The organism is Sunxiuqinia sp. A32 (genome assembly GCF_052690465.1).
The window spans coordinates 39,818-56,071 of record NZ_JBQYLI010000009.1; the positions used below are offsets into that span (position 1 = coordinate 39,818).

General features: G+C 38.5%; 19 protein-coding genes. 15 read left to right on the forward strand and 4 right to left on the reverse strand.

The features are described from left to right. Positions 1-35 precede the first annotated feature (35 nt). The 15 genes from ACUNWD_RS10840 (at position 36) to ACUNWD_RS10910 (ending at position 10,041) form a co-directional block, all read left to right on the forward strand. Positions 36-221 carry a hypothetical protein gene (locus tag ACUNWD_RS10840; RefSeq protein ID WP_445587827.1) on the forward strand — a complete coding sequence of 62 codons (186 nt, stop codon included), beginning with the start codon at positions 36-38 and terminating at the stop codon, positions 219-221. Further along, the gene (locus tag ACUNWD_RS10845) at positions 221-1,204 is read left to right on the forward strand and encodes an NAD(P)-dependent alcohol dehydrogenase (protein ID WP_445587828.1); all 984 of its coding nucleotides are present in this window, start codon (positions 221-223) and stop codon (positions 1,202-1,204) included. The genes ACUNWD_RS10840 and ACUNWD_RS10845 overlap by 1 nt, the downstream gene beginning before the upstream one ends. Positions 1,205-1,374: 170 nt before the next feature. Next, the gene (locus ACUNWD_RS10850; RefSeq protein WP_445587829.1) at positions 1,375-2,499 is read left to right on the forward strand and encodes a helix-turn-helix domain-containing protein; all 1,125 of its coding nucleotides are present in this window, start codon (positions 1,375-1,377) and stop codon (positions 2,497-2,499) included. Positions 2,500-2,721: 222 nt separating this feature from the next. Continuing rightward, positions 2,722-3,429, forward strand: coding sequence for an L-2-amino-thiazoline-4-carboxylic acid hydrolase (locus ACUNWD_RS10855; protein WP_445587830.1), 708 nt, complete (start codon positions 2,722-2,724; stop codon positions 3,427-3,429). A 36-nt stretch (positions 3,430-3,465) separates the two neighbouring features. Continuing rightward, positions 3,466-3,657 carry a hypothetical protein gene (locus ACUNWD_RS10860; RefSeq protein WP_445587831.1) on the forward strand — a complete coding sequence of 64 codons (192 nt, stop codon included), beginning with the start codon at positions 3,466-3,468 and terminating at the stop codon, positions 3,655-3,657. Positions 3,658-3,824: 167 nt separating this feature from the next. Further along, the gene (locus tag ACUNWD_RS10865) at positions 3,825-4,016 is read left to right on the forward strand and encodes a hypothetical protein (protein WP_445587832.1); all 192 of its coding nucleotides are present in this window, start codon (positions 3,825-3,827) and stop codon (positions 4,014-4,016) included. Between the two features lie 73 nt (positions 4,017-4,089). Further along, positions 4,090-4,794 carry a DUF4386 domain-containing protein gene (locus ACUNWD_RS10870; protein ID WP_445587833.1) on the forward strand — a complete coding sequence of 235 codons (705 nt, stop codon included), beginning with the start codon at positions 4,090-4,092 and terminating at the stop codon, positions 4,792-4,794. A 23-nt stretch (positions 4,795-4,817) separates the two neighbouring features. Further along, positions 4,818-5,453: a DUF4386 domain-containing protein gene (locus tag ACUNWD_RS10875; protein ID WP_445587834.1), complete on the forward strand. Its 636-nt coding sequence runs from the start codon at positions 4,818-4,820 to the stop codon at positions 5,451-5,453. Continuing rightward, complete coding sequence (locus ACUNWD_RS10880) at positions 5,441-6,082, forward strand: class I SAM-dependent methyltransferase (protein ID WP_445587835.1); 642 nt, start codon at positions 5,441-5,443, stop codon at positions 6,080-6,082. The genes ACUNWD_RS10875 and ACUNWD_RS10880 overlap by 13 nt, the downstream gene beginning before the upstream one ends. A 19-nt stretch (positions 6,083-6,101) precedes the next feature. Beyond that, a complete protein-coding gene (locus tag ACUNWD_RS10885; protein ID WP_445587836.1) occupies positions 6,102-6,758 on the forward strand; it encodes a hypothetical protein in 657 nt (218 codons plus the stop codon). A gap of 71 nt (positions 6,759-6,829) precedes the next feature. Continuing rightward, the gene (locus ACUNWD_RS10890; protein WP_445587837.1) at positions 6,830-7,537 is read left to right on the forward strand and encodes a DUF4386 domain-containing protein; all 708 of its coding nucleotides are present in this window, start codon (positions 6,830-6,832) and stop codon (positions 7,535-7,537) included. A gap of 5 nt (positions 7,538-7,542) precedes the next feature. After that, positions 7,543-8,205, forward strand: a complete 663-nt coding sequence (locus ACUNWD_RS10895; RefSeq protein ID WP_445587838.1) for an NAD(P)-dependent alcohol dehydrogenase — start codon at positions 7,543-7,545, stop codon at positions 8,203-8,205. A gap of 8 nt (positions 8,206-8,213) precedes the next feature. Continuing rightward, complete coding sequence (locus tag ACUNWD_RS10900) at positions 8,214-8,306, forward strand: zinc-binding dehydrogenase (protein WP_445587951.1); 93 nt, start codon at positions 8,214-8,216, stop codon at positions 8,304-8,306. Between the two features lie 16 nt (positions 8,307-8,322). After that, positions 8,323-9,177, forward strand: coding sequence for an alpha/beta fold hydrolase (locus tag ACUNWD_RS10905; protein ID WP_445587839.1), 855 nt, complete (start codon positions 8,323-8,325; stop codon positions 9,175-9,177). Between the two features lie 9 nt (positions 9,178-9,186). Further along, positions 9,187-10,041 carry a GNAT family N-acetyltransferase gene (locus ACUNWD_RS10910; protein WP_445587840.1) on the forward strand — a complete coding sequence of 285 codons (855 nt, stop codon included), beginning with the start codon at positions 9,187-9,189 and terminating at the stop codon, positions 10,039-10,041. Between the two features lie 13 nt (positions 10,042-10,054). On the opposite strand, the gene ACUNWD_RS10915 is transcribed toward ACUNWD_RS10910, so the two are convergent. The 4 genes from ACUNWD_RS10915 to ACUNWD_RS10930 all read right to left on the reverse strand — a co-directional run bounded on the left by ACUNWD_RS10915 (position 10,055) and on the right by ACUNWD_RS10930 (position 16,107). Further along, on the reverse strand, positions 10,055-11,068 hold the full coding sequence (locus ACUNWD_RS10915; RefSeq protein ID WP_445587841.1) for a YeeE/YedE thiosulfate transporter family protein: 1,014 nt from the start codon (positions 11,066-11,068) through the stop codon (positions 10,055-10,057). Positions 11,069-11,197: 129 nt separating this feature from the next. Beyond that, a complete protein-coding gene (locus ACUNWD_RS10920) occupies positions 11,198-13,477 on the reverse strand; it encodes an NADP-dependent malic enzyme (protein WP_445587842.1) in 2,280 nt (759 codons plus the stop codon). Between the two features lie 525 nt (positions 13,478-14,002). Continuing rightward, complete coding sequence (locus ACUNWD_RS10925; RefSeq protein WP_445587843.1) at positions 14,003-14,470, reverse strand: GNAT family N-acetyltransferase; 468 nt, start codon at positions 14,468-14,470, stop codon at positions 14,003-14,005. 77 nt (positions 14,471-14,547) lie between these two features. Further along, positions 14,548-16,107 (reverse strand): sigma-54 interaction domain-containing protein, encoded by a 1,560-nt coding sequence (locus ACUNWD_RS10930; RefSeq protein ID WP_445587844.1) that lies wholly within the window; start codon positions 16,105-16,107, stop codon positions 14,548-14,550. Positions 16,108-16,254 lie beyond the last annotated feature (147 nt).

The following is a 16,254-nucleotide window of genomic DNA, read 5'->3' on the forward strand; positions in this document are numbered from 1 at the left end:
TCAACAAGAATATAACCATTTAAACTGAAAATCTGATGGAAAAGAAAACTAAAAAACAGGACAAAAGCTCATGGGCAATCGGCGGAACTACTCTCATTGGTCTGGGGGTAGGATTAATTTTCATCCAAACCAACGTTTTCATTTTTCTGGCGTCTTTATTCGTTGGAATCGGATTAGGATTGGTAATAGCTCCCATCATTTCCTGCAAAAAAGACGAATAATGAAAGCAATTATATGCCCCAAATATGGCTCTCCTGATTTATTGCAGATAAAAGAAGTAGCAAAGCCAGAGCCAAAAGCAAACGAAGTGTTAATTAAAGTAATGGCCACTACGGTAAACGGAGCTGATGCTCGAATCAGAGGCGCCGTGTTCCCGTCTATTTTCAACATCCCGGTACGTTTGGCACTTGGAATTGAGGGTCCAAGAAAGAAAATTTTGGGTGTTGAACTTTCCGGAGTGATTGAAGCCATTGGTGAAAAAGTAAGCCGTTTGAAAGTTGGAGATGAGGTTTTTGCTTCTACAGGTGCTTCTTTTGGCGCACACGCTGAATATACTTGTCTGGCAGAAAAAGAAGTCATCGCTTTAAAACCAAATAACATGACGTTTGAAGAAGCTGCTGCAGTTCCTCACTGTGCGTTGGCTGCCCTTCATTATTTAAGAAAAGGAAATGTCAAAGAAAATACCAAAGTAGCTATTTATGGAGCAGCCGGGGGGATTGGAAGCTTTGCCCTTCAACTAGCCAAAGTTTTTGGTGCCGAAGTTACCGGTGTGTGTAGCACAGCTAACCTGGAACTGATAAAATCGCTGGGTGCCGATAAAGTCGTGGACTATACAAAACAACATATTTCACAGACAGGCGAAATGTATGATGTCATTTTCGACACGGTAGGCAAGGCTCCTATTACAGAATGTGTAAAGTCGCTGAATGAGGGCGGAATTTATATGTCGGCGGTGCACCTGGAACTTTCCAGAATTTTGGAGGGCAGGAAATCATCGAGAAAGTATAAACGAAAAGTTGTTGGCGGAGTGGCTCCTTACACCGTTGAAAATTTAAACTACCTGAGAGAACTCGTTGAATCTGGAAAAATGAAATCAGCAATCGATAAGCAATATGACTTTGAGCAAATCCCGGAAGCTTATGCCTACGTTGACAAAGGCCACAAAAAAGGACATGTGGTAATTACGGTTGACCATAAAAATTAGTCAAATTCATCTTAACAGACTTGATTTATCGCGTATAATAAAACAAAATATTCCCCCGATGGCAATCATTTTATTCATCGTCCAATCCTTTTTATTATTTTTAGTTTGATTTTATTCGGATGTTCTGAAATCATACTGAAAAATTACGAGGTGTCATCAAAAAAATATGAATGGATATAATTAGTGCGATAGGCTCTGTTAATGCAATCATTATTGCGTTGCTTTTGATTAGCAGGAAAGAGAAAAACATCAGCAATAAAATATTAATTGCCTGGACCTTGAACTTTGCAATCCATTTCGCCATCCTTTTTTTGGCAGAACGAAAAATTCTTTTGCCCCCGGTCAATTGGGGCTTTATTTTAGGAATTGTACTGGTGGCACATACACCTTTCCTTTTTTTATACACAAAGTCACTTACAATCCGAAATTTTAAACTTGACCTGAAAAATTTATCCCATTTTGGATTTGTCCTAATCTACATTATTTCATTCATTCCAAATCTAATGCTTAGCCTGGAAGAGCGTCAGGAACTGATCTATAACAAGCAAAATCTGGCATATGAAGCATTCATTCCCATGCTCACATTGTTGTTTTGCCAGGTTTATTTTCTTATACGCACCATAATCATACTGGTCAAACATCAGTACAAAATTAAAAGTGAGTTTTCCTATGAAGAGTCTATAAACTTAGCTTGGATTAAACATATCGTTTTTGGATTTGCTTTCATTATTGTTATCAGTTTTGTTGCTTACAGCCTGGTCTCTGCTAAAATGATCTCAATATACCAGATGGATTCATCCATTATCCTGATAAACATGATTTTGTTTTTTTACATTGTATATCGTGGGTACAATCAACAAACTATTTATTTGTCGACGGAAACATCTGGTGAAAATCAAATCAAAATTCAGCAAAGTGAAAAATTAACCAGTTCAAAGGGACTAGATGATTATACCGATCCAAGGTTAGAAGAGTTGGTTACCCTAATGAAAAAAGAAAAACTTTATCTTGATCCGGAACTTAATATTGGTGATTTGGCTAATAAACTCGGTATTCATGTACACCAACTTTCAAAAATGGTGAACTCGCAATTGAATAAGAATTTCTTCGAATTCATCAACGAATATCGTATTGATGAATTTAAAAAGCTGGCTACAGATCCCAAAAACAAACATATTTCAATATTGGGCCTTGCCATGGATGCCGGATTCAATTCCAAAGCAACTTTCAACCGTATATTTAAAAACGCCACCGGCCTGACTCCTTCTGATTTCAGGTCAAGCTATAAATTCTGATTTCCCATCCGGTCTTACATTAAGAAATTGATGTCTCAATACTAAATTGACTTAAAATAGCACGTCTCATCTCTCCATCAAGACAACCCCATACATCGCTCTACATCTGATTGTTATACTTTCTCGAGACTTCTCCAGGTCTTACAATTCAATCCTGAAACGATTGCCTATTCATCACGCTATACTTTTGATCCCAGAAAGTTTAACTCAAAAATTTATACCATGAAAGTCGAAGAATTATCAATGTATGGCAAAGCACTGACAATGCCTAAAAAAGGTTTGAAAAAACAACAGAAAGTAGTTTTTCATTTTCTCAGAAAAGAGTTCGGATTGTTTGGACTTATCTTCATAATGATGGGCGTCAAAAAACATACTCGGAGAATAAAAAAGGAGTATCCCGCTGCAATTAAAAGAGCTGAAAATATTGGTAAAGATATGGATAAACAGCTTTGCATGTTGGGTGGATTATTTTTTTCAATCGCCGATAAGAAAGGGAAAAAATATGCCACAGAATTCATGACCAAAATGTTCCAGAATGTGGCTTCCGTGTCTATGCCAGCCATCTATCAATTGGATGAGCTATTAAATTGTGAAGGTGATGCTTTTGACAATTTCAAAAGGTTTAATCGAGCCATGTTTACAGAGATCGATCGAATTGGAACCTGGAAAAATAGCGGGTTTCACGAAACAGATGACTTGCTCGAATTCAAGGTGACTTCCTGTATGAACATGGAACTGTTCGAGGAAATTGGTTGTCCTGAAATTGGTACGCTGGGTTGTGATCACGATCTCGCAGGATTTCCCTTAATTGAAGACGTTGTGAATTGTGAATTCCGACGCCCGTGTACACTGGCAAAAGGTGGAGACTGTTGTCATTTTTACTTCCACCGAAAAGGAACTGCACCAGACACTGCCCACCTGAATAAATAAATACAATACAAGAATCTTTATTAAAAACTAAAAATTATGAAAAAGAAAAACGAATATAAAAACACTTGGATAATCGGATCAACCACCATGTTGGGATTGGGAATTGGATTCATTTTTCTACAAAACTCAGTACAAATTTTTGCGGCATCATTAATCATTGGAATTGGAGTTGGACTGGTTGTAACATCGGCTAATTTCGACAAAATATTGAGAAGAATAACAAATTAAAACAACTGGTAATGAAAACAAATATTTTACCAGATATGATACTGGGTGTGCTTTTTACAAGCTGTTTTTACGCCTACTATCCGCAAACAGGCGTTGTTAGTTACACTCCAACGCGACCAGAACAGGTTCAGATCTAATCTGGCGACCTGGATCAAAAATACCTTGTTATGGGCTCGGTTGCAGTCGATGCCATTGGGAACGGCGATGCAGCAGTAAAACACGTCAAAAAGAAAGCGGCCCAAATGGGTGCCGATGCCATTATAAAAGTGGAATTGAACAAAGCAAGCCCATCAGCCAGCCGTACGGGAATATCCAGGGTGGCCGTAAAAATGAAAGATCAGACAATTAACAAGCTGTAATTCAGAACATTTTTTAGTAACTTATAAATCGGTTGCCAATCATCCTGTAATTATAAAACTAAAAATCAAAGAAATGAATTCAACCCAGAAGCTTGCACGAGTCGCAGGCGCATTTTTCATATTAAATTTAATGCTACCCTTTATTAACTGGACATTTATCCTTTCCAAATTTGTCGTCACTGACAATATCAGCGAAACGGTCAACAACATCCTGGAAAACGAGTTGCTTTTTCGCGTGGGTATAAGCATCGAGTTATTTATGTCTATTGGCTTAATTGTATTGGCCTTAGCTCTTTATCAAATACTCAAAGCAACAGGCAAAAGTCTAGCAATGCTTGCATTGTTGTTAAAATTGGCAGAGGCGACTCTAGCGGCTGTTGCTGTACTAATTCCTTTTATTGCACTGCAATTCATCAATAATGACCTTTATCCAACTGGGTTGCCCCCAGAGCAACTACAATTTCCTATCGGATTGCTTCTAAACTCACACAAAGCTATAATGGCTGTTCCGATGGTATTTCTTGGGTTGGACATGATCCTATTTTGCTATTTATTTTTCAAATCGAACTTTGTTCCCAGAATAATCGCTGGATTTGGTATACTTTCTTTTGCACTCATCTTCGTTCATGCTTTGATGTACATATTAATGCCCGAGTTAGCAGCAATGCAATTAAATCAATTCATTTTTTGGACACCAAGCGGAATTTTTGAAATCGCAATTGGGATATGGCTTCTTGCAAAAGGCATAAATATGCCCGATGCCCAATTAGCTAAATAGACAATAGAAAAAAACAAGACTGTATGGATCCATTCAAAAAAACTGCGAGAATCATCGGAATACTATTCCTTGTTGCAATGATTGGAAGCCTCACTGGTGGAGGTATTTTGGAATCGATATTATCGAAGCCAATCAACACAACTTTGATTTCAGAAAATGAAAGTCTAATAAAAACAGGCGTTTTATTGGAAATGATCAATGCCTTTGCAGTTCTTGGAATAGGAATACTATTGTTTCCAGTCTTAAAGTTGAAAAGTGTCAAAATTGCCATTGGCTATTTATGCTTCCGGATTCTGGAAATGGTATCATGCCTTGCTGCAGCTTTTATCCCTCTTTCAATCTTAAAATCGAACGCTGGTTTTGGGGAGTCTATCTTGACGGCGCGCAGCGATATAGCAAGCATCCTAATTCCCCTCTTCTTTTGTTTGGGTGCACTTTTGCTCTATTTCTTTCTATATCGCACAAAATTCTTACCACGGTTTATTTCAATCTGGGGCTTTATAGGAGTTAGCGGAATTATTGTGCTAAACCTTACAACTATTCAATCCAATGCAGGAATGGCTCTCGCTTTACCCATTATTCTAAATGAAATTTTCATGGGTATCTGGCTGATCGTAAAAGGATTCATCAACGTAAAAACTCAACAATGGAAACTGTAAACAAAGAAACCTATTGGAGTCAATTCTCCAATGAGTTTGAAGAGAAACAAAGCGCTGTAGTTGGCAAAAAAGTTCTTTCGCTAGCACATGTGGAGCTGTCCAGGGAACAAGATTCAGGATATATTTTAGAGTTGGGTTGTGGAACCGGCTTATATACCGAAACTCTTCAACCAATTGCAGAAAAGGTTCTCGCAACCGATTTTTCTGATGAAATGATTGAATTGGCCAAAAAGAAAAGAGGTGATTTGAAAAATGTTGTTTTTGAAAAAGCGGATGCATTAAACTTACATTATGAGGATGAGAGTTTTGACACCGTCTTCATGGCAAATTTGATTCATATTATTGGCAACGCCGATCGGGTAATTAAGGAAAGTAAACGGGTATTAAAAAAAGGAGGCTCATTAATTATTACCTCGTTTGCGATAAACGACATGAGCTTTTTCAACCGACTGAAAATGGGCATGCGGTATTTAAAAATATTTGGAAAACCTTCGAAGGAAGCGACTTTGGAAAAAACAACCCACAAAAGCATAGAAAACTTACTTATAAATAATGGCCTCCAGATCTCCAAAAGCCTTTTATTAGGCGAACAATACAAGATATTTTACATCAAAGCCCGAAAATTATAATCAAAAAAACAAAGCGAAAATGGAAACTCAAATTAAACACGAACAATCTATTTCTCCCATCGTTGAGAAGAAACAACGCAAGTTGATCCGGAGTTTTCCGAAATACTTGGAATCAAAAAGAAAATCGATAAGCAGGCAATTTGGAACGGAAGCTGCGGATAAAATTTTTGCTGAAGCAAGAAAAGTATATCCAGAAATTGTTATACACATTCGAAGCTTCCAAACCCCCATGTATGATGCGTTGATGGTTACTGCCAGCAAAATGGCTGCGATAAAAAAAGGTATGAACGCAATAGGAATTAGCACCGAACAATTTATCAGATTCTCGATTGAAGATACGCGGTCAACAGGAGAGAAGGTTCCCTCCTTTCTCTTAAGATTTGGCGGCAAAGTTTACTTAAGCAAACTGATGCGTCGATATTTAAAAAAAGTAGGGAAAAGTGTTTCCAAAAATGGTTGGCCAACCGAAGTCATTGACGGAACTAAAAGCGATGATTTTGAGATGAGTATTGAGACCAGGAATTGCCAAATGGTTGCCTTTTGGGAAGCCATCGGCGAGGGAGATATTCGACCCTATTGTACATTTTTCGATTTCACTTCAGCTGAATTATTGGGGATCGGACTAAAACAAGTCTCAACCATTGATACCGGTGTTTGTAAATATTGTTTATATTAAAAAGGAGAAGTACAATGGCCAGATGCTGTTCAAAACATGTTCACTAATTAATTTTTAAATATACCTGTCAAATGAAAACGAAAATCGTCGACATCAACCAACGAAAAGCCGCGATCATTGCGGGGATTTCAATTCTCGTTATGACTGTTGCTGCCGTAATCGCGACTGACGTATCTATTGGGCATCTTTATGTTCCGGACAGCGCTTCGGAAACGATGAAAAACGTTACGGCATCCAGTATGCTTTTTCGGATTGGTGTGTTTAGCTGGCTCATCATTCTCATCAGTGATGTTATAGCTGCTTGGGGACTGTATATCTTTCTCAAGCCTGTAAATAAAAATATGTCACTGATTATGGCATGGTTCCGATTGATCTATGTAGCAATCTTGGGTACAGCCATCATGAACCTAGTCCAGGTTCTTTCACTAATTGGGGGGATAGATTTCGCAGCGATCTTGGGAACAGAGCAACTACAAACGCAGGTTCTGATTCACATCAAAGGTTTTTACGATACATGGTCCCTTGGGCTAGTGGTGTTTGGACTTCATGTTCTTCTCCTGGGATATTTATTATTCAAGTCAGGTTTCTGTCCAAAAATCTTTGGAGTTCTGCTTGTACTTGCTTTTGTTGGATACGTTATCACGAATTCTCTAAAACTACTTTCCCCGGAGGCAAAAAATATTACAACTGTTTTGGAATGGATATTTATAATCCCTATGCTGAGTGAAATAGCTCTTGGTATATGGCTACTTGTTATTGGCCTTAGAAAGTCTAAATAATCCAGATGAAAGCAATAGTTTGTACCAAATATGGGGCTCCGGATGTTCTCCAAATGCAGGAGATGAACAACCCAGTTCCAAAGGAAGATGAGATTCTGATTAAAGTTAAGGCAACAACAGTAACAGCAGGAGATGTTAGGATTCGAGCTTTTCGGGTGCCGCTTTTATTTTGGTTTCCATTCCGGTTATTATTAGGATTACGAAGACCCAAAAAATCAATATTGGGTGTTGAGTTTGCCGGAGAAATTGAGTTCACTGGTCAGAAAATAACGAAATACAAAACTGGGGATCGTGTTTACGGATCCACTCCGTGGCTGAGTTTTGGTTGTTATGCTGAGTATCTCATCATGAAAGAGGACGGCATCATCGCTGAAATTCCAAAGAATCTTTCCTACGAGGAAGTCGCATCGGTTCCATTTATGGGAATTGGAGCTTTATATTTTGTGCGTAAAGCAAATATTCAAAAAGGGCAAAAGATGCTGATTTACGGTGCTTCAGGAGCTGTTGGCACGTATGCGGTTCAATTAGCCAACTATTTTGGAGCTGAAGTTACTGCGGTTTGTAGCACCCAAAATGTGGACTTGGTAAAATCACTTGGAGCAGAATTGGTTGTTGATTATAAGAAAGATGACCTTTCAAGAATGAGCTCTTATTCAATGGCAAACTAAAATCGGTTATTGATAAGACTTATCCATTTGAAGAAATGGCAGAGGCACATCGATATGTCGATCAAGGCCATAAAAAAGGGAATGTAATAGTTACTTTCTGAGCAATACATCAATTTTATGACGAAAAATGTTCAGTTTATAAAAATCGAAACAAATTTAAAACTGTGGGTTGAAACCTACGGAGACTATCAAAATGAAGCTGTCATATTCATTTCTGGGGCTGGTGCAAATTCATCTTTTTGGTCAGATCGATTGTGCGAGAACCTTACGCGGAAAAACTTTTTTGTGATCAAGTATGATCACCGTGATTTTGGATATTCTTCCAAGATAGATTTTGAGAAATACCCTTATGATACAATAAAACTTGCGAAAGATGCCCTTGCAATTTTGGACTCACTTAATGTTGAAAAGGCACATGTTGTTGGACACTCAATGGGTGGATTTATTGCACAATTAATAGCCATTCATTTTCCAGAGCGAATAGTAACACTGACATCAGCTTCCTCCTCAACTAATTCTCCCAAAGTCCCATTGCCCCCTGAAAAAACCTGGGAAATATTCATGCAGACCAGCCCTCAAAATGATTATGAAAAAGATTTAAATGGATTTTTACAGGTTTGGAAGTATTTAAACGGAACTGCTGATTTTGATGAAGAACTAGCAATTAACTACACGAAAAATCTTTACAAAAGACAGGAAATCAAAGGAGCACTTGGCGAATCGTATGTAAAAGCACAAGCCAATTTGACTGATCGAAGTGATCAATTAAAACAGCTTAACATTCCAGCACTTATCATTCATGGAGAAGGAGATTACTTGGTGGATAAATATGGAGGAATACAAACTGCCGAATGTATACCAAACTCCAAATTGATACTAGTTCCTCAAATGGGACATCTCCTTTTTAATCACAAAATTCTAAGAAAATTTGAAAATGAAATCATACAATTTTTGATTGACAACAAACAATAAAACAAAGCCATGATAACAATTAAATCTTTAACGAACACTCGCTTCGACGACATATTCATTGCCTTTAATGAAGCATTTAAAGACTACGAAATGCAGTTGAACAAAGAAGAATTACGAACCATGCTAACGCGACGTGGTTTTGTTCCTGAACTTTCTTTTGCGGCTTTTGATGGTGAGAAAATCACGTCTTTTACTCTAAATGGAATTGGGATTTTCAATGGACTAAAAACTGCATACGACACAGGAACGGGAACACTTGAAGCGTATCGCGGACAAGGATTAGCCAGCAAAGTTTTTTCATATTCAGTCCCATTTTTAAAGGAACATGGAATCTCTCGGTATTTACTCGAAGTGCTGCAACACAATCCTACAGCCATTTCTGTATATAAAAAAGCCGGTTTTGAAGTAAGCCGCGAGTTCAATTATTTTGTTGCCTCAATCAACGAACTTCATTTGAACTCCAAACCGTTGAATGACGTGTACTACATTCGTCTAATCAATTTGCCAAATCAAAGTGAGGCATCTGCTTTTTGGGATTTTCAACCTTCGTGGCAAAACAATTTTGATGCGGTAAAACGAAAGCAAGAGGATTTCAAAATATTTGGTACTTATAAAAACCAACAGCTTGTTGGCTACTGCATTTCCGAACCTATCTCCGGCGACATTACTCAACTGGCAGTTGATAAGAAACACCGCAGAAAAGGAATTGCAACAGCTTTACTCAAATTGGCAAACTCTTCGAATCGAAAAGATTCAATCAAAATAATCAATACCGAAATCAACTGTGAATCAATCACTCAATTTTTACTATCAAAAGGTGTTTCAATTACAGGTAAACAGTTTGAGATGATTAAACAATTATAAGTTCCATCTCAAATTATTTTTTCATTTTATAAAAGACTTTTCCTGTTATAAGCAATCCAGCAAACACAAACACAGCAAATACAATACTGCTAACGGCAAGTTGCATTCCTCCGGAAATTACATGTCCACTGGTACAGCCACCTGCCATTCGGGCCCCAAAAATCAAAATAAAGCCACCAACTAACGCCCACGCAATCCTTTTTGGTGAAGAATTGCCTTTGTATTTTTTCCAGTTATCATGTATCAGCGTGAATTTAAATTCTTTTCTAAAAAGAGAAATTATAATACCCGAAACAAAAGCTCCACCTAAAAACAAAAGCTCCCAATTACCTGGTGTTTGAATTTTTATGAAATAGTCATTCGACGTATTCCCTGTCAATAAATTAGCTAAATAAGGGTAAGTGGTAGATGCCCCGATAATACGATTGGTCGTTACGGTTAAGAATACGATCATATTTAAAACCGCTAAGCCAACTCCTGCATATAACCAGTTCCAATCCTTTTTCTTTTCAATTTTATTTAAAATAAAGGAGGACACAATAAATACGCCACCAATAACAAAAACCAACAGATAGAAAACGAATGAACTACCACCAACTAATGAATTCAGGGAAATACTTCCCAAATTAGGTCCCAAGATTGGATTGATTCCCGGAAGCAATAAAGTGTATACCAAACCGCCTATTAGTCCCCCAATTATTCCCCACAAGGCATCGAGAGAACCTTCGCCCAGAGAAATAGCCAAAGTACCTGGACAGTATCCCAAAATAGCCATTCCCACACCAAATATTAAACCGCCGATCATTATTCCACCAAGAATAAAAGGCTTAACATGATAGGATGCAAATCCAAAACCTATTTCAAGATTGATTAAAATAGCACCGACACCGATAGCTACTGCAATAGCCTTTGCGACTGCTAAGTTCTCAAGTGTGGCCATTCCACTAATAACATTATACCTGTTGAGTCTGGCAATCTGCAGAGTTGCGCCAAACAAAAAACCGAGAAAGATGATTAATAAAGTCATAATTAAGTCGTTGATTTTAGGAATGGCAAGTTAATATTTTCCATTCTAGAATCGTGTGATTCAAGTCACAAAATTCCAGATATCTATATCAGTTAAATAATAATAATAATAATAATAATAGGTTAGTCCTTATTTTTTATGCAATGTTTCCTGCGCATCAACTACCGCAATGGCAACCAGGTTAATTATTTCCCGAACCGAACTTTCCATCTGCAAAACATGGATTGATTTCTTCATTCCAAGTAATATCGGCCCAATCGCTTTTGCAGTGCCGAGCTCTTGCAATACTTTGTACAAAATATTCCCTGAACTCAGATTGGGAAAGATCAACACATTGGCATCCTGATCACCTAATTTCGTAAACGGGAACTTTTTGTTTCTCAAAGCACCATTAAGAGCATAATTCGCCTGCATTTCGCCATCCACCATCAAATCCGGATAATCCCGGTGAAGTATTTTTACTGCTTCGCTCGCCCGAACCGGGCTTCCTTTGCCTTTGAATGCACCAAAATTGGAATAGCTAAGAACTGCAATCCGTGGTTCAATTTTAAAACGCCTTACTTCATTGGCAACCAATACCGTAGTATCGGCAATTATTTGTGGCGCGGGATCCGAATTAACCGTTGTGTCCGCCAAAAACAATGGTCCTTTCGGTGTTAACATGATATACATTCCTGCGATATGATTGAATTCTTCCTTGGTGCCGATGACATGCAGCGCCGGACGAATGGTATCGGCATATTTTCGGGAAAAGCCAGAAATGAAAGCATCCGCCTCTCCTGTCTCAACCATCATACAACCAACGTAATCATGGTTGTACATTTTCTCTAAAGCTTCGTCAAAACTCATCCCCTTCCGCTTTCTTTTTTCGAAAAGAAGATTGGCATACGCTGCTCTCTTTTCACCGGAAATGTCTTTGTAGATATCAATGATTGGAATATCGTTTAGCTCCATTTTATTTTCATCGAGTAAATGCTGAATTTCCATATGATCGCCCAGCAAAATTGGATGTGCAATTCCCTGTTCCTTCACAAATCTCGCAGCACGAACCACTTTGATGTTATTGGCATCAGCAAAAACAACCTTTTTAGGAGCTTTTTTTGCTTTATCACAAATGGTCATTATCAGTTTATTTTCCATCCCCAGTCTGGCTCCAAGTTCCCTTTCATAATCGTCCCAGTCCGTGATTGGCTTACGAGCGACAAGCGTGTCCATCGCTGCTTTTGCCACAGCTGGAGAAACTGTGGTTATTAACCTTGGATCAAGAGGTTTCGGAATGATGTAATCTTTGCCAAAAACAATACTTTCCATTCCATAAGCTTTGGTAACTAATTCAGGAACGTACTTTTTTGCCAAACCAGCCAATGCATGAACCGCAGCAATCTTCATTTCCTCATTAATCACTTTTGAGCGCACATCCAGCGCTCCCCTAAAAATGAATGGAAATCCAAGTACATTATTGATTTGGTTTGGATAATCACTTCTTCCTGTCGCCATAATTATATCGTCGCGTGCACTCGTAGCGTCCTCATAGGAAATCTCAGGAGTTGGATTTGCCATTGCAAAAACAATTGGCTGGTCTGCCATTGATTTGATCATCTCTTTAGAAACCACATTGCCCACCGAAAGACCGAGAAATACATCTGCTCCGACCATTGCCTCTCCCAAGGTGTTAATTTCCCTCAGTGTTACAAACTGCTGCTTAACCGGATTCAGGTCTTTCCTACGAGTATTTAAAACACCTTTACTATCTAGCATGACAACATTTTCCTTTTTAACACCCAGGGAAATATAAAGCTTAGCGCAAGATACCGCAGCGGCACCTGCCCCATTCACCACTACTTTAACCTGATCAATTTTCTTTCCAACCAGTTCCAATGCATTTATTAATCCAGCTGCTGAGATGATTGCAGTTCCATGCTGGTCGTCGTGAAAAACAGGAATGTCCAAAGCTTCTTTCAACCGTTCTTCAATCTCAAAACATTCTGGTGCTTTAATATCTTCGAGGTTGATGCCCCCAAATGTCGGAGCTATTGCTTTTACCACTTCAATGAGCTTGTCAGGGTCTTTTTCATTAACTTCAATATCGAACACGTCCACATCAGCAAAAATTTTAAACAACATTCCTTTCCCCTCCATTACGGGCTTACCGGCTGCCGCACCAATATCCCCCAATCCTAAAACAGCAGTCCCATTTGAAATAACTGCTACCAAATTTCCCTTGGATGTATACTTATAAATATCTTCAGGATTTTTCTCAATCTCACGGCAGGGCTGGGCAACTCCGGGAGTATAGGCAAGTGATAAATCGTATTGTGTGTGGTGTGACTTGGTGGGAACAACTTCGATTTTCCCGGGACGACCTTTTTGGTGATACCACAAAGCATCTTGATATACTGATTTTTCCATGACTGTTGATTTAATGGTTTTGAATCAAATTACAACAAATAACCATTGTAAACCAACACATTAATCATGATTCAAAAATATAATTCTAAATTGAACTTTGAACTGGCAAGGTATTTGTTTTGTTAAAATCAAAGCCTCAAGTCATGAAAACAATCATCCCTTTTTTGACTATTGCATTCTTCATTCTTTTGAGTTCCTGCGGTCCCAATGCCTATTTTGTTATTCGAGACAGAGAAGAACCAAAATCTTATATTGAATCCGATACAACAGAATATGAAATCATCACCCCTATCAAATATCCACATGAATGTAATTGTATTTGCCACCATACGCGCCCCAACAGACCTCCAGCTATTCAAACAGAAATTGGGAATTATCATTTTGATCCCCTATCCTTAACCTGGCACAAGGAAGAAACTAGACCACCCAGCCGAGTAGTACCTAGCCCATATACTCAAACAAGGTATTGTAACCTGTGTAATTGTGAAAATAGGTTGAGGCGTTTTCGAAAAATTTCAAACTCTACTACAAATTATTCTCCCAGAAATACATCGGTGGCTGACACTGTTGATAGCCGGCCTTTTTATAGAGCTTTTGCGCATTAATGTTATCATGACGAACTTCCAGGTTGACTCGACAGTACCCATTTTGTTTGCCATATTCCGCAATACTGTCCAGTAAAAATTTTCCAACTCCTTTACCTCGATAATCCGGATGAACCACAAAATCGTGAATATTCATTAAAGGACTTGCCTTAAAAGTTGAATAATTTTTATTGCAATTTGCCAATGCAGCGAATTCTCCATCTACCAACGCAAAAAAACCAAGATACCCCTGATAATTCTTCAAACCATCCAGAATTTTGGGCGCAAGCTCTTTTGACATCGGAGCCCCATTTCCCATTTCATCCTGCATGTACGCGTCGAGTAAACGAATCAACTGCCCACAATGCTCCTCTTTGTTCAAATCAATTTGAAGAAAAGTATAGTTCATGAGTTTTGTTTTCAGCAAAAGTACTTAAAAAGAAAAAATCAGTCTTTCGATTCTTCATCAATTCGGAAAATCAATCCCTATACCTTAAACCGCCATGCCTCTATCTCATATTTTTTCAATCGGGTACCAAGCATTCGTTCTGTAACTTTTAATGACTCGGCAGCTTTAGCAATATTGCCCTGCGTGCTTGTCAGTGCCTCCCGAATCAACTGCTTCTCTACTTGCTCAACCGTATATGTCATTCCGCCTCGTGAGCGGGTATTCGATGAATCAGCCGTTTGAAGCGATGGTGGTAAATTGTAACTGTGAATAACATTATCAGTAGTTAAAATGCAGCCTCTTTCCACACAATTTTCCAACTCTCGAATGTTCCCAGGCCACGAATACACCATCAACATATTTAGCGCAGAAGTAGTTATTCGACTAATTTTGGTGTTATTTCTTTTGTTGAATTTTTCAATAAAATGATCAACCAACATTGGAATATCGTTTCTCCTTTCACGCAAGGGGGGGATATAAATCGGGAACACATTAATCCGATAAAATAAGTCTTCTCGAAATTCTCCCTTATCTATCAACTCTTCCAGGTTTCTGTTAGTCGCAGCTACGATCCGTACATCCACTTTAATGGTTTCTGTACCTCCCAATCGCTCAAACTCCCGCTGCTGCAAAATCCGAAGTATCTTTACTTGTGTTGATAGTGGGATATCCCCAATTTCATCTAAAAAAATGGTGCCTCCATCTGCCAGCTCAAAGCGTCCCTTTCGCCGACTGTCTGCACCAGTAAATGCTCCCTTTTCGTGCCCAAACAACTCACTCTCAATGAGGCTATCTGGCAGGGCAGAACAATTTACCTTGATGAAATTCTTTTTTCCCCGCTTGCTTAAAAAGTGAATAGCATCTGCCACTAATTCCTTACCTATTCCGCTTTCCCCACGAATCAGAACAGTAGAATTAGTTTCGGCAACCATATTCACTAATTCGTAAACATCCCGCATCTTTCCTGAATTTCCGATGATGTTTACAGGTCGGTGGTCATCTTTCACCTGATTTTGCAATTCCAGGTTTTTTTGTCTCAACAGTTCGAGTTCTTCCATTCGTTCCTGTCTTGATCGAACCACCTTTGAAATCAAGCCTCCGATTATGGACAACAGGTTTAAATCTTCCTGATTTGTAATAAACGGATTGAAAACTCTAATTAAACTGAGTGTACCTGTAACCTTCCCTTCCTCAATAATTGGCACACAAACAAAACTAAGCTCTTCTCCATCCTTCGTCAATTCCTGACGCGTTCGGTTTAAAAAGAGACTTGATTTCGATATTTTTTCAATGACCACAGGCCTTGAAAGTTCTACTACCCGCCCAATAATGCCTTCCCCAAGCTTATATTTGCCCCGCGCCTGCTGTGCCTGCGTATAACCGTATGCGGATTCAATATATATCTTCGAATTCTTACGATTAAATATCGTCAGGATACTGCGCTCAGCTTTCAAATGTTTGACCAACAACTCCAAAATGGCATCCAGGTCATTCTTAAGTTCCTTACTTTGAATTAACCTTTGGGTTACTTCCGATAATAATACAAGTTCTTTAAGCCCATAGCATTCATTGCCTACTTTTCGACATTTAAACTCCATAACTTTCCCATTTTGACAACCAAATGCTAATTTGAATATCTATTTGTCACAAATGTGCAACTATTTAAAGACAATAAGTCATCTATTACGCTTATAAAAAATCAATTTAATACATTTTTAACAATGAACATATGTGTGCTCTGCTAC

Excerpts from the sequence above, each read along its gene's own strand:
- ACUNWD_RS10840 (WP_445587827.1), top strand. The coding sequence starts at position 36 with ATGGAAAAGAAAACTAAAAAACAGGACAAAAGCTCATGGGCAATCGGC.
- ACUNWD_RS10845 (WP_445587828.1), top strand. The coding sequence starts at position 221 with ATGAAAGCAATTATATGCCCCAAATATGGCTCTCCTGATTTATTGCAG.
- ACUNWD_RS10850 (WP_445587829.1), top strand. The coding sequence starts at position 1,375 with ATGGATATAATTAGTGCGATAGGCTCTGTTAATGCAATCATTATTGCG.
- ACUNWD_RS10855 (WP_445587830.1), top strand. The coding sequence starts at position 2,722 with ATGAAAGTCGAAGAATTATCAATGTATGGCAAAGCACTGACAATGCCT.
- ACUNWD_RS10860 (WP_445587831.1), top strand. The coding sequence starts at position 3,466 with ATGAAAAAGAAAAACGAATATAAAAACACTTGGATAATCGGATCAACC.
- ACUNWD_RS10865 (WP_445587832.1), top strand. The coding sequence starts at position 3,825 with ATGGGCTCGGTTGCAGTCGATGCCATTGGGAACGGCGATGCAGCAGTA.
- ACUNWD_RS10870 (WP_445587833.1), top strand. The coding sequence starts at position 4,090 with ATGAATTCAACCCAGAAGCTTGCACGAGTCGCAGGCGCATTTTTCATA.
- ACUNWD_RS10875 (WP_445587834.1), top strand. The coding sequence starts at position 4,818 with ATGGATCCATTCAAAAAAACTGCGAGAATCATCGGAATACTATTCCTT.
- ACUNWD_RS10880 (WP_445587835.1), top strand. The coding sequence starts at position 5,441 with ATGGAAACTGTAAACAAAGAAACCTATTGGAGTCAATTCTCCAATGAG.
- ACUNWD_RS10885 (WP_445587836.1), top strand. The coding sequence starts at position 6,102 with ATGGAAACTCAAATTAAACACGAACAATCTATTTCTCCCATCGTTGAG.
- ACUNWD_RS10890 (WP_445587837.1), top strand. The coding sequence starts at position 6,830 with ATGAAAACGAAAATCGTCGACATCAACCAACGAAAAGCCGCGATCATT.
- ACUNWD_RS10895 (WP_445587838.1), top strand. The coding sequence starts at position 7,543 with ATGAAAGCAATAGTTTGTACCAAATATGGGGCTCCGGATGTTCTCCAA.
- ACUNWD_RS10905 (WP_445587839.1), top strand. The coding sequence starts at position 8,323 with ATGACGAAAAATGTTCAGTTTATAAAAATCGAAACAAATTTAAAACTG.
- ACUNWD_RS10910 (WP_445587840.1), top strand. The coding sequence starts at position 9,187 with ATGATAACAATTAAATCTTTAACGAACACTCGCTTCGACGACATATTC.
- ACUNWD_RS10915 (WP_445587841.1), bottom strand. The coding sequence starts at position 11,068 with ATGACTTTATTAATCATCTTTCTCGGTTTTTTGTTTGGCGCAACTCTG.
- ACUNWD_RS10920 (WP_445587842.1), bottom strand. The coding sequence starts at position 13,477 with ATGGAAAAATCAGTATATCAAGATGCTTTGTGGTATCACCAAAAAGGT.
- ACUNWD_RS10925 (WP_445587843.1), bottom strand. The coding sequence starts at position 14,470 with ATGAACTATACTTTTCTTCAAATTGATTTGAACAAAGAGGAGCATTGT.
- ACUNWD_RS10930 (WP_445587844.1), bottom strand. The coding sequence starts at position 16,107 with ATGGAGTTTAAATGTCGAAAAGTAGGCAATGAATGCTATGGGCTTAAA.